Annotated in this window: 13 protein-coding genes and 1 pseudogene; all 14 read left to right on the top strand. The window is 47.8% G+C overall.

The features are described from left to right. A pseudogene (locus KTG12_RS14935) lies at positions 1-383 on the top strand (hypothetical protein); the annotation flags it as partial. A gap of 164 nt (positions 384-547) precedes the next feature. Further along, positions 548-844, top strand: a complete 297-nt coding sequence (locus KTG12_RS14930; protein WP_100263229.1) for a DUF4134 domain-containing protein — start codon at positions 548-550, stop codon at positions 842-844. Positions 845-854: 10 nt separating this feature from the next. Beyond that, the gene (locus tag KTG12_RS14925; protein WP_010803765.1) at positions 855-1,190 is read left to right on the top strand and encodes a DUF4133 domain-containing protein; all 336 of its coding nucleotides are present in this window, start codon (positions 855-857) and stop codon (positions 1,188-1,190) included. Then, complete coding sequence (locus tag KTG12_RS14920) at positions 1,187-3,700, top strand: TraG family conjugative transposon ATPase (protein WP_155143675.1); 2,514 nt, start codon at positions 1,187-1,189, stop codon at positions 3,698-3,700. Before KTG12_RS14925 ends, KTG12_RS14920 begins: the two co-directional genes overlap by 4 nt. An 11-nt stretch (positions 3,701-3,711) precedes the next feature. Then, positions 3,712-4,338, top strand: a complete 627-nt coding sequence (locus KTG12_RS14915; protein ID WP_007478206.1) for a DUF4141 domain-containing protein — start codon at positions 3,712-3,714, stop codon at positions 4,336-4,338. A gap of 19 nt (positions 4,339-4,357) precedes the next feature. Next, positions 4,358-5,353 (top strand): conjugative transposon protein TraJ, encoded by a 996-nt coding sequence (traJ, locus tag KTG12_RS14910; RefSeq protein ID WP_025833731.1) that lies wholly within the window; start codon positions 4,358-4,360, stop codon positions 5,351-5,353. 20 nt (positions 5,354-5,373) lie between these two features. Continuing rightward, entirely contained in the window at positions 5,374-5,997 is a 624-nt protein-coding gene (gene traK / locus KTG12_RS14905; RefSeq protein WP_138273329.1) for a conjugative transposon protein TraK, read from the top strand. A 4-nt stretch (positions 5,998-6,001) separates the two neighbouring features. Continuing rightward, a complete protein-coding gene (locus KTG12_RS14900) occupies positions 6,002-6,298 on the top strand; it encodes a TraL conjugative transposon family protein (protein ID WP_044214498.1) in 297 nt (98 codons plus the stop codon). Next, complete coding sequence (gene traM, locus KTG12_RS14895; RefSeq protein WP_138273331.1) at positions 6,276-7,613, top strand: conjugative transposon protein TraM; 1,338 nt, start codon at positions 6,276-6,278, stop codon at positions 7,611-7,613. Before KTG12_RS14900 ends, traM begins: the two co-directional genes overlap by 23 nt. Before the next feature lie 33 nt (positions 7,614-7,646). Further along, a complete protein-coding gene (gene traN / locus KTG12_RS14890; RefSeq protein WP_138273333.1) occupies positions 7,647-8,582 on the top strand; it encodes a conjugative transposon protein TraN in 936 nt (311 codons plus the stop codon). Between the two features lie 2 nt (positions 8,583-8,584). Beyond that, a complete protein-coding gene (locus KTG12_RS14885) occupies positions 8,585-9,166 on the top strand; it encodes a conjugal transfer protein TraO (RefSeq protein ID WP_138273335.1) in 582 nt (193 codons plus the stop codon). 13 nt (positions 9,167-9,179) lie between these two features. Further along, positions 9,180-9,620: a DUF3872 domain-containing protein gene (locus tag KTG12_RS14880; protein ID WP_138273337.1), complete on the top strand. Its 441-nt coding sequence runs from the start codon at positions 9,180-9,182 to the stop codon at positions 9,618-9,620. A 110-nt stretch (positions 9,621-9,730) separates the two neighbouring features. After that, positions 9,731-11,449, top strand: coding sequence for an ATP-dependent endonuclease (locus KTG12_RS14875; protein ID WP_117652887.1), 1,719 nt, complete (start codon positions 9,731-9,733; stop codon positions 11,447-11,449). Then, entirely contained in the window at positions 11,449-12,096 is a 648-nt protein-coding gene (locus KTG12_RS14870; protein ID WP_216945469.1) for a UvrD-helicase domain-containing protein, read from the top strand. The genes KTG12_RS14875 and KTG12_RS14870 overlap by 1 nt, the downstream gene beginning before the upstream one ends.

The raw sequence follows: 12,096 nt of genomic DNA, 5'->3' as shown, positions 1-12,096 counted from the left end.
TCCTTTTTATACAATATGTCAAAGAACACTTGATTCTTACTTTTTACACAACCTCCGAGGACGAGGAAATAGCCGGGTACATGGACGGTGACGATGATACCGGGCTGGCTACGGGCGTGAGCTTTGACGAACTGGGCGAAGCGGTACGCACGGCGAACGCCGACAACCCCACCGAAGCTGAACAGCGGCAAGCCGCCGGGACACTGGCAAGCATTGAGGGGACGAACCTCTACGATGCGGTGGTGGAGAACATCAACGGCGGGCTGGCAAAGGTGGCGGAACTGCTGGGACGCAACGAAGCGGAACTGACTACGGCTGCTCCTGCCGGAACTGGCAACATAAGCGAGGAACACGAAGCGTTCGACATGAATGATTTCCTATAATATAATAATGTGTAACAATATGAAGCAACGTGACTACGGTTGATTGGCAACCTGAAAACCAAACAGACAAACGGGACTATCCCCGACCACTAAAATTTCAAATTATTCACCAGCCGGGAAAGGCGGACTTCCCACCCGCCGCCCGGCATTAAAAACAAATCACAATGAGAAAGAGAATCTTTTTGTCGGCGGCTATCCTTGCCGCTGCGGTAAGTGCCTACGCACAAGGCAACGGGCAGGCGGGCATCACCGAAGCCACGAACCTAATCACAGGGTATTTCGACCCCGGAACAAAACTGGTGTACGCAATCGGGGCGGTCTGCGGCTTGATTGGCGGGGTAAAAGTGTATAACAAATTTTCGAGCGGCGACCCCGACACCTCAAAGACCGCCGCCAGTTGGTTCGGGGCGTGCATCTTCCTGATTGTCGCCGCCACTATCCTGCGGTCGTTCTTCCTCTAAACCAGCGGCTATGTCTGAATATCCGGTAAACAGGGGTATCGGAAAGCCAGTGGAGTTCAAGGGGTTAAAAAGCCAGTACCTCTTTATCTTTTGCGGCGGCTTGCTCGCCGTGTTCGTGGTGTTCATCGTCCTGTTCATGGCAGGCGTGAACCAGTGGCTATGTATCGGTTTCATCGTGTCGGCTTCGCTGCTGCTCGTGTGGCAGACGTTCCGGCTCAACGCACGGTACGGCACGCACGGGCTGATGAAAGCAGCCGCACGCAAAAGACACCCACGCTTCATTATCAGCCGAAAGGCGATACCCCGGCTGTTCAACTACAAAAGAAGAAAGGAAGAAAGAACATGAGGAATACATTAAAGGCTACCACGCTGGAAAGGAAATTTCCACTTTTGGCGGTGGAGAACGGTTGCATCATTTCAAAGGATGCGGACATAACGGTGGCTTTCAGGGTGGAACTGCCCGAACTGTTCACCGTCACCAGTGCCGAGTACGAAGCCATACATTCGGCGTGGTACAAGGCAATCAAGGTACTGCCCGACTACTCCATAGTACACAAGCAGGACTTCTTCATCAAGGAGAACTACCAGCCCGACACCGAAAGGGACGAACTTAGTTTCCTGTCCCGGAGTTTTGAACGGCATTTCAATGAACGCCCGTTCCTGAACCATTACTGCTACCTGTTCCTGACAAAGACGACAAGGGAGAGAAGCCGCCGACAGAGCGACTTCTCCACCCTCTGCCGGGGCAGGATTGTTCCGCAAGAGATAGCCGACAAGGAAGCGGCGGTAAAGTTCATCGAAGCGGTCGGGCAGTTCGAGCGCATCATGAACGACAGCGGGTTTGTCACGCTTACCCGGCTGGCGGCATCGGAAATCACCGGGCAGGACGGCAAGGCGGGCATCATCGAGAAGTACTTCTCGCTCTCGCAGACAGATACCACCTGCCTGAAAGACATCGGGCTGTACCCGGAAGAAATGCGTGTCGGGGACGACATACTGTGCCTGCACACGCTTTCGGACGTGGAAGACTTGCCCGGAAAGGTCGGGACGGACTGCCGATTTGAGAAACTTTCCACCGATAGAAGCGATTGCAGGTTAAGTTTTGCCGCCCCGGTGGGCGTGCTGTTGTCGTGTAACCACGTCTATAACCAGTTCATCTTCATAGACGATCACGCCGAAAACCTGAAGAACTTCGAGCAGACCGCCCGGAATATGCAATCGCTCTCCCGCTACTCCCGTGCCAACCAAGTGAACAAGGAGTGGATAGACGAGTACCTGAACGAAGCGCATAGCAAAGGGCTTATCTCGGTGCGCTGCCATTGCAACGTCATGGCATGGAGTGACGACAGGGACGAACTCAAACGCATACGCAACGATGTGGGAAGTCAGCTTGCGCTAATGGAGTGCAAGCCACGCCACAACACCACCGACACGCCCACGCTCTTTTGGGCGGGCATACCCGGCAACGAGGCGGATTTCCCCGCAGAGGAAAGTTTCTACACGTTCTTGGGGCAGGCTCTCTGCCTGTTCGTGGAAGAAACGAACTACAAGAGTTCGCTTTCGCCGTTCGGCATCAAAATGGTGGACAGGGTAAGCGGTCGCCCGCTGCACATCGACATATCGGATTTGCCCATGAAGAAAGGCATCACCACGAACCGCAACAAGTTCATACTTGGGCCGAGCGGTAGCGGGAAGTCTTTCTTCACCAACCACATGGTGCGCCAGTATTACGAGCAGGGGGCGCACGTGCTGCTGGTAGATACGGGTAACAGCTACTTGGGGCTGTCCCAGCTTATCCACAACCGCACGCACGGCGAGGACGGGATTTATTTCACCTACACCAACGAGAACCCGATAGCGTTCAACCCGTTCTATGTCGAGGACGGGGTATTTGACATCGAGAAAAAAGAGAGTATAAAAACCCTTATACTCACCCTTTGGAAGCGGGACGATGAAGCACCCAAGCGGTCGGAAGAAGTGGCGTTGTCCAATGCGGTAAGTGCCTATATCGAACGTATCACGGGCGACAGGTCGGTAACGCCCTGCTTCAACACGTTCTACGAGTTTGTCCGGGATGATTACCGCCGACAGCTTGAACAGAAGAACGTCAGGGAAAAGGATTTTGACATCGACAACTTCCTGAACGTGCTTGAACCCTATTACAAGGGTGGTGAGTACGACTACCTGCTGAACTCCGACAAGGAGCTGGATTTGCTGCATAAACGCTTCATAGTCTTTGAATTGGACAACATCAAAGACCACAAGATTTTATTCCCGATAACGACCATTATCATCATGGAAGCCTTTATAAACAAGATGCGCAAGTTAAAGGGAATAAGGAAATTAATACTAATCGAGGAAGCGTGGAAAGCGATTGCATCGGCGAACATGGCGGACTACATAAAATATTTGTACAAAACCGTCCGAAAGTATTTCGGGGAAGCGATTGTGGTAACGCAGGAAGTGGAAGATATTATTTCCTCTCCCATAGTGAAAGAGAGTATCATCAATAACTCGGACTGCAAGATTTTGTTAGACCAGCGAAAATACCTGAACAAGTTCGACAGCATACAGAACCTCTTGGGACTGACCGACAAGGAGCGTTCGCAGATATTGTCTATCAACATGGCGAACCACCCCGGACGGAAGTACAAGGAAGTTTTCTTCTCACTGGGCGGCACGCAGTCGGCAGTGTACGCCACAGAAGTTTCGCTGGAAGAATATTACACGTTCACGACAGAGGAAAGCGAGAAAATGGAACTGTTCGCCCTCGCCGAGAAGCTGGGCGGCAACCTTGAACTGGCTATCAAGCGGCTTGCGGAAAGCAAACGCAATCCCCAATCATCAACAACTTAAAAATTAGGAACATGAAAAGAACAATTCTCCTTATGGCGGTATGCCTTTGCTTCATCGGCAAGGCATCCGCCCAGTGGGTGGTGTCAGACCCCGGCAACTTGGCACAGGGTATCATCAACACCACCAAGCAGATAGTGCAGACTTCCACCACAGCCAAGAACACGCTGGACGGCTTCATGGAAGCGCAGAAGATTTTCCAGCAGGGTAAAAAATATTACGATGCGCTTAAAGCGGTGCATGACGTGGTTAAGGGCGGTGTCAAGGTGAAGAAGTCCATTGAACTGGTGGCGGAAATATCCGAAATCTACGTGCGCAATTTCCAAAGTATGCTGGCAGACCCGAATTTCACGCCTGACGAACTGTCGGCAATATCGTTCGGCTATGCCAAACTGATGTCGGAAAGCTCGGACGTGTTGCAGGACTTGAAGAATGTAGTGAACATCACGGGTATGTCGCTGACGGATGCCGAACGGCTGGCTATTATTGATAATGCCTACCGAAGCCTATTGAATTACCGCAACCTCGTGAACTACTACACCCGCAAGAACATATCCGTGTCCTACCTGCGGGCAAAGAAGAAGAACGACACCGACCGGGTGCTGGCTCTCTACGGCTCGGCGGATGAACGCTACTGGTAATATATAAATCGATATGCCTATGTTATTAGCAGCAGTGGATTTTGACAACCTGCACCAAGTGTTGCGGGTGCTGTACGATGAAATGATGCCCTTGTGCAGCAACATGACGGGGGTAGCGAAAGGTATTGCCGGGCTGGGTGCGCTGTTCTATGTAGCCGCCAAAGTGTGGCAGTCGCTCGCAAGGGCGGAAGCCATAGACGTGTACCCGCTCCTGCGCCCCTTTGCGCTGGGGCTATGTATCATGTTTTTTCCAACATTCGTATTGGGTACTATCAACACGGTGCTGTCGCCAGTGGTGAAAGGGTGCAACCAGCTTATGGAAACGCAGACTTTCGACATGAACGAGTACCGGGCGCAAAAAGACCGACTGGAATATGAAGCCCTGATGCGAAGCCCCGAAACGGCTTACCTCGCATCGGACGAGGAATTTGACCGACAACTGGAAGAACTGGGCTGGTCGCCCTCCGACATGGTGACTATGACGGGTATGTACATGGACAGGGCGGCGTACAATATAAAGAAGTCCGTCCGGGACTGGTTCAGGGAACTGTTGGAAATGCTCTTTCAGGCGGCGGGGCTGATTATAGACACGCTGCGCACGTTCTTCCTGATTGTGCTTTCGATACTGGGTCCGCTGGCGTTTGCGATTTCCGTCTATGACGGTTTCCAAAGCACGCTGACCCAGTGGATTTCACGCTATATCTCCATTTACCTGTGGTTGCCCGTGTCCGACTTGTTCAGCAGCGTGCTGGCACGCATACAAACGCTGATGCTCCAAAAGGACATTCAGGAACTTTCAGACCCGAATTTCATCCCGGACGGGAGCAGCACCGTGTATGTAATCTTTATGATTATAGGTATCGTGGGCTACTTCACCATTCCTACGGTGGCAAGCTGGATTGTCTCGGCTGGCGGCACGTCTGCCTATAACCGCAACGTGGCACGGGCTGGGTCAATCGCCGGGGCTGCGGTCGGTGCGGCAAGCGGGAAAGTAACCGGGAAACTACTCAAATAACCAACATCAAAATTTAATATATGGAATTTAAATCATTAACGAACATCGAAACGAGTTTCCGGCAAATCCGGCTCTTTGCGCTGGTATTCATCTGCCTGTGCGCACTGGTGACGGGCTTTGCCGTGTGGAACTCGTACAGCTTCGCCGAAAAGCAGCGGCAGAAGATTTACGTCCTCGACAACGGCAAAAGCCTGATGCTGGCACTCTCGCAGGACATGGCACAGAACAGACCCGTGGAAGCCAAATCGCACGTGCGGCGTTTCCACGAGCTTTTCTTCACGCTCTCACCCGACAAGGGGGCTATCGAAAGCAACATCAAACGCTCGCTGTTCCTCGCCGACAAGACCGCTTTCAACTATTACAAGGACTTGGCGGAAAAGGGTTACTACAACCGGGTGATTTCCGGAAACGTCACGCAGACGGTGGAGATTGACAGCGTGAAGTGCGACTTCGATCAATACCCCTACAAGGTGAACACGTATGCCCGCCAGTTGATTTTCCGGGAAAGCAGCCTGACGGTGCGAAGCCTTGTGACCTCATGCCGATTGCTCAACGCAACACGGAGCGACAACAACCCGCACGGCTTCATCATCGAAGCGTTCACCATTACCGAGAACAAGGATTTGCAAACCGTTAAGAGGTAGCCTTATGGAGAGAAAACGAAATTATATCGAAAAGGTGCAGGACTGGGCGGACGACCGCCTGCGCCGAATGTGCGGACGGATTACGCCGGGCAAAAGGCTGGCGGTTATCCTCGTGATGTTCCTATTTTTCGGCGGCTTGTCTATCTACATCACTGTTTCATCAATCTACAATATCGGGAAACGGGACGGCAGGCGGCTGCAAATAGAACATATCAAACAACTGCCATTGCAAGGCAATGACACAATCAACAGTATCAACCCCTTAAACAGACCGGAATATGGAAGAAGTACAGAAGAATGAGAACGGCACGACCGTACCGCAGGCGGACGGGAAGCCGAAAAAGGAAGATAAACCCAAACGGGAACTTACCCCGCAGCAGGTGCAGCAGCGCAGGAAAATGATAGTCTTCCCGCTGATGTTCCTTGCCTTTGCCGGGTGTATGTACCTGATATTCGCCCCCTCCGGCAAAGAGGACGTGAATGTGGAGAGCGTGGGCGGCTTCAATGCCGACATACCCCTGCCCGCAGAGGACGGGATTATAGCCGACAAGCAAAAGGCTTACGAACAGGCGATGCTGAACCGCAAACAGCAGGACAAGATACAATCCTTGCAGGACTTCGGTTTCATGGGGGACGATGAAACGGAAGAACCGCAAACGGAAATAGACCTGATGCCGGAAGAAGAACCGAAGTCCCAAAGGGGCGGCGGTGCTTCTTCGGCATACGCTTACCGGGACATCAACCGCCAGTTAAGCACGTTCTACGAAACGCCCCCTGTGGACGAGGAAAAAGAGGACTTGAAGCGGCAGGTGGCGGAACTGACCGACCGACTGCAACAACAGCAGAACGCCACGCCTACGGCTGACGACCAAATGGCACTCTTGGAAAAATCCTACGAACTGGCGGCAAAATACATGAATGACGGCGGGCAGAACAGAGAAAGGGGGCAGATTGCCCAAATACCGACAGCCGGGCAGAACGGCGGCGGTATCGGCACTCCGGCTGTCCCGGTGCAGGCAATCCGGGAAACAACTGTATCGGGATTGCAGCAACCCATGAGCGATGCCGACTTCATCCGTGCTTACAGCCAGCCACGAAACTACGGCTTCAACACGGCAGTAGGCACGGGCTACGCTATGGGCAGGAACACGATAGCCGCCTGCATCCACCAAGACCAAACCCTGACAGACGGGCAGGCGGTGAAACTCCGGCTACTCGAACCCATGCAGGCGGCCAGCATCGTTGTGCCGAAGAATACCCTTGTGGCGGGGACAGCAAAAGTGCAGGGCGAACGGCTCGACATACTGGTGTCCTCGATTGAGTACGCTGGCAACATCATCCCGGTGGAACTCGCCGTGTTCGACACGGACGGGCAAAAGGGGCTTTCCGTTCCGTCCTCAATGGAGCAGGAAGCATTCAACGAAGCTATGGCGAATATCGGCAGCGGGCTGGGTACAAGTATTTCCTTTGCCCAAAGTGCCGGGCAGCAGGTGGCTATGGACGTGACAAGGGGCTTGCTGCAAGGAACGTCCGGCTATCTTGCGAAAAAGTTCAGGACTGTAAAAGTAAAGCTGAAAGCCGGATACAAGGTGATGCTTTACGCCAAACAACAATAACCATTTTATCAACCACTAAAATTTCAATTAGCGATGAAACAGATTTTGGTAATGTTCGCCCTCTTGCTGGGCGTGTGTGCGGCAAACGCACAAACCACTGACACCGTGAAGTATGCGGCTGGCAACGACTTGTACCGGGGTATCACCCGGAAACTCCCGTACCGCCAAATGGTTACGCCCTACGGCGTGGAAGTGACCTTTGCCAAGACGGTGCATATCATCTTCCCCGCCTCCGTCCGCTACGTGGATTTGGGAAGCAACCACATCATAGCGGGAAAGGCGGACGGTGCGGAGAACGTTATCCGGGTGAAAGCCACGACAGAGTGCTTTCCGGGCGAAACGAACTTCTCCGTTATCTGCGAGGACGGCAGTTTCTTTTCGTTCAACGCCAAGTACGCCCGTGAACCGGAAATGCTCAATATCGAAATGAAAGACTTCTTGGAGAATGAGGACACCAGCGACTTTTCGCATACCCGCATGAACATCTATTTCCGGGAACTGGGTAATGAAAGCCCGCTGCTGGTGAAACTGATAATGCGGAGCATCTACAAGAACAATGACCGGAAAGTGCGCCACTTGGGTAGCAAGCGTTTCGGCATACAGTTCTTAATCAAGGGCATTTATACCTATAACGGGATGCTGTACGTGCATACGCAGACGAAGAACAGTTCCAACGTACCTTTCGATACGGACTTCATCAAGTTTAAGATAGTCGATAAGAAAGTGCCGAAGCGCACGGCTATTCAGGAAACGGTGCTGGATGCGGTGCGCAGCTACAACGAGGTGATAGAGATTGCCGGGAAAACGACCGTGCGCACGGTGTACGCCCTGCCGAAGTTCACCATTCCTGACGACAAACTGCTGTTGGTGGAACTTTACGAGAAGAACGGCGGGCGGCATCAGGTTATCCGGGTGGAAAATTCCGACATCGTGAACGCAGAAGTGATTAACGAACTTAAAATCAAATAAGGATGAAACGGTTTCTATTTATCGGAATACTCTTTGTGCTGTGCCTGACCTCGTTTCAGGCACACGCACAAAGATACCTGCCGGGCATGAAAGGCTTGCAGGTCACGGCGGGCATGACGGACGGGGTGCATTGGAACGCCAATACGGATTTTGCCTACCATATCGGGGCGGCGTACAGCGTTTACACCAAGAACGCCAACCGCTGGGTGATTGGCGGGGAGTACCTGCACAAAAAGTATGACTACAAGGATATGCGTATTCCGGTCGAACAGTTCACCGCAGAGGGCGGCTATTACCTGAAATTCCTATCGGACAGGCGTAAGACCTTTTTCCTCTCGCTGGGACTGTCGGCACTCGCCGGGTATGAAACAAGCAACCGAAGCGAAAAGCTCTTGCCGGACGGCTCTACTCTGCTGGATAAGGACTGTTTTGTGTACGGCGGGGCTTTAACGCTGGAACTGGAAGTCTACCTGACCGACCGGATAGCCTTGCTTGTCAGCGCAAGGGAACGGGCGTTGTTCGGCTCGGACATAGGCAAGTTCCACACGCAGGTATCTTTGGGACTAAAATTCATTATCAACTGACCGCTATATAATAATGTATATGAAGAATGTAATGTATAAAATCATCATGGGCTACTACATCGTGGCCGCCCTTGTGCTTGTCACCGCCTGTAATGACAACTTGGATATTCAGCAGGCGTACCCGTTCAGCATCGAAACGCTGCCAGTACCCAAAAGGCTGAAAGTCGAGGAAACCGCCGAAATACGCTGCCAACTGGTGCGTGGCGGCTATTACCAGCCGACTACCTATCAAATCAGGTACTTCCAGCCGGACGGCAAAGGGAAGCTGGAAATGGATAACGGCACGGTGTTCCTGCCCAATGACCTGTACCCGCTGGAGAAAGAAACGTTCCGGCTATACTACACCTCGGCATCGACAGACCAGCAGACGATTGACATTTACGTGATTGACAGCTTCGGACAGGTGCAGCAACTTTCGTTTAGTTTCAATAATGACAGCAGCGAAGAAGAATAAATCTTTTGGAATTAGTATGTTGATAAACACCCAGTGTTTTATTGCTGGGTGTTTATTTTGTGATTACCTTTGTTCCTTGTAAATAGCTTATAAAAAAATAACAGCACATTATGAGAATAAAGGATATTTCCGTTGAAAATTATCGAAATTTAAATTCTGCAACAATTACATTTGACGAATCGTGCAATTTTATTGTTGGAGAAAATAATTTAGGGAAATCAAATATATTAAACCTGTTAAATATCATTTTCACACGAAGAGGATTTGTTTATGATGATTTTAATGATGCAAATTTACCAATAACAGTTAATATACGAATAAAACTCACAAATGATGAAATAGGGCATTTTGAAGACTTGTTTGATATAGATGATTACACCTATATCAATATTATCTGTAAACAAGTATCACCTGATGATAATATGGAATTTTATCATTTAGAAACAGAAACATACATATCTCCAACCCTTATTAAATGCTTAAACTTTATATACTATGATTCTTTGAGAAATCCCATTTCTGAAATTAATTTTGACAGCAGTAAAGGCGTAGGGCGTTTTTTATCAAGAATGATTAAGGATTACGTATCGAATAAAGATATAAATACTAATAATTTAGTTGATATTGAATTTACAAATGATTTACTAACTAATGTAAATACTAAATTAGAAAAAATAAAATCTTTTAAAGATCACACAATTAAAGCTGTTTTGGAGGGGGATATTTCATTGTTATTCCCAAAGTTAATCTCTTTACAAGATGCCAGAGGAGGGGCATTGTCAAAATGTGGATATGGAATTCAATTTTTATTACTAGTTACTTTATCTATTTTGAATAAACTTCAAGCAATTTCCGACCAACGTGGAGAAACAGGAGTATTTGTTAATGAGGATACAGGAGAAAGGTCTATTTCTGTTGTATTAGGACTTGACGAGCCAGAGATACATTTACATCCTTATATGCAACGTTCTCTTATTAAATATCTCAATAAAGTTATCAATAATGAAGATTCTGACTTGAAATTATTAATAAAAGAATTATTTGGAATTGATAAATTGGATGGTCAAATCATCATCGCAACACATTCACCAAGTATTATTCTTAATGATTTTAAGCAGATTATTCGACTTTATAAAAAAGGAACAAGCACTAAAATAGTTTCAGGAACAAATCTATCTCTCGGCGAACAACTTGAAAAACATCTTTTACTTCATTTTCCTTTTATCAAAGAAGCATTCTTTGCTCGCTGTGCTATTTTTGTCGAAGGGGATTCTGAATATGGAAGTTTTCCCTTGTTTGCCAAAAAATGTGACATAGATTTAGATGATTGCGGAATATGTGTCATTCAAGCAGGTGGAGATTCCGTTCTACAACTGATACAGTTAGCAGAAAAATTTGGTATACCTTGTATTGGGATTAGAGATAGTGATGGAGATAATACCCCGACAAGTATTCCTAATTTATGGAAAACAACAGAACGGGATTTTGAGGCTGAATTAATGAAATTGATTGATATAGGAAGAGAGGAAGTATTATGCGATATACTTTGTGAATATGATTCGGAAAAGCAAGAGCGAATTCTGAATGCACAAGCATTAAATAAACGAGCGTATAAAAAATATGGCTATTTAACAGCACCTATCAGTACAGACCTCAAATTATCAGATATAGACAAAACAAATATCACAAACCTAAAAGCCTATTATTCTACATGGTTTGGAATCAATAAGTCTCAACCATTGGGACTTTTAATAGGAATGAAACTATCTAAAAGCGAAATCCCTCAAATATATGTCAATCTAATTGAACATGCTAAAAGTTTATGCTGATGTATCAAAACGAAATAGAAATTATAAAATCTCGGATTGAGAACAAACACCAAGGGGATGAAAAACAATTAGAAATTATTTTTTCTCCCAACAAACGATTATTAGTTGAAGCACCTGCTGGCTATGGTAAAACACATACAATGGTAAGCCGGATAGCCTATTTAATATCTATCGGCAAGCTACCTGTTCCAAAAAAACTTTTAGCATTAACTTTTAGCGTAAATGCTGCATATAAAATTAAAAAAGATGTAAGTAAGAATATTCCGGAACTATTGCAGGATTTAGGCAAGCAAATTAATATTAAAGAAAAAATATATGTATCTAATTATCATGGTTTCTGTCGAAGCATTTTAAAAAAATACGGTCATAGACTACATCCTGCATTGTCGAATTTAGATACTCTACAATCCGTTGATGATAGCCGAAGTGATAGTATAATGCGAATATTTAATAATATTTCAATAGATGAAGCGAATGTTTTATCAGAATTCAACGCCGGAGTTAAAAACATAAAAGGAAAGTATTTAAAAGAAAATATTGATAAATATAATTCTATTGTCATCTCCAAACTATTAATAAAGAATGCCATTCCATATAATGCAATTATTACTTTAACAATTAAATTGTTTTATTACTTTAACAATTAA

The organism is Parabacteroides sp. MSK.9.14, from assembly GCF_019041495.1.
GTDB classification, from domain to species: domain Bacteria; phylum Bacteroidota; class Bacteroidia; order Bacteroidales; family Tannerellaceae; genus Parabacteroides; species Parabacteroides merdae.
Note: the sequence above shows the minus strand (reverse complement) of the source record. Positions and strands in the feature narration are given on the sequence as shown.

What these genes read in the sequence shown, in the direction of transcription:
- KTG12_RS14880 (WP_138273337.1), top strand. Translation starts at nt 9,180, where the DNA reads ATGTATATGAAGAATGTAATGTATAAAATCATCATGGGCTACTACATC.
- KTG12_RS14900 (WP_044214498.1), top strand. Translation starts at nt 6,002, where the DNA reads ATGGAGAGAAAACGAAATTATATCGAAAAGGTGCAGGACTGGGCGGAC.
- traM (WP_138273331.1), top strand. Translation starts at nt 6,276, where the DNA reads ATGGAAGAAGTACAGAAGAATGAGAACGGCACGACCGTACCGCAGGCG.
- KTG12_RS14885 (WP_138273335.1), top strand. Translation starts at nt 8,585, where the DNA reads ATGAAACGGTTTCTATTTATCGGAATACTCTTTGTGCTGTGCCTGACC.
- traK (WP_138273329.1), top strand. Translation starts at nt 5,374, where the DNA reads ATGGAATTTAAATCATTAACGAACATCGAAACGAGTTTCCGGCAAATC.
- KTG12_RS14875 (WP_117652887.1), top strand. Translation starts at nt 9,731, where the DNA reads ATGAGAATAAAGGATATTTCCGTTGAAAATTATCGAAATTTAAATTCT.
- KTG12_RS14920 (WP_155143675.1), top strand. Translation starts at nt 1,187, where the DNA reads ATGAGGAATACATTAAAGGCTACCACGCTGGAAAGGAAATTTCCACTT.
- traN (WP_138273333.1), top strand. Translation starts at nt 7,647, where the DNA reads ATGAAACAGATTTTGGTAATGTTCGCCCTCTTGCTGGGCGTGTGTGCG.
- KTG12_RS14915 (WP_007478206.1), top strand. Translation starts at nt 3,712, where the DNA reads ATGAAAAGAACAATTCTCCTTATGGCGGTATGCCTTTGCTTCATCGGC.
- KTG12_RS14870 (WP_216945469.1), top strand. Translation starts at nt 11,449, where the DNA reads ATGTATCAAAACGAAATAGAAATTATAAAATCTCGGATTGAGAACAAA.
- KTG12_RS14930 (WP_100263229.1), top strand. Translation starts at nt 548, where the DNA reads ATGAGAAAGAGAATCTTTTTGTCGGCGGCTATCCTTGCCGCTGCGGTA.
- traJ (WP_025833731.1), top strand. Translation starts at nt 4,358, where the DNA reads ATGTTATTAGCAGCAGTGGATTTTGACAACCTGCACCAAGTGTTGCGG.
- KTG12_RS14925 (WP_010803765.1), top strand. Translation starts at nt 855, where the DNA reads ATGTCTGAATATCCGGTAAACAGGGGTATCGGAAAGCCAGTGGAGTTC.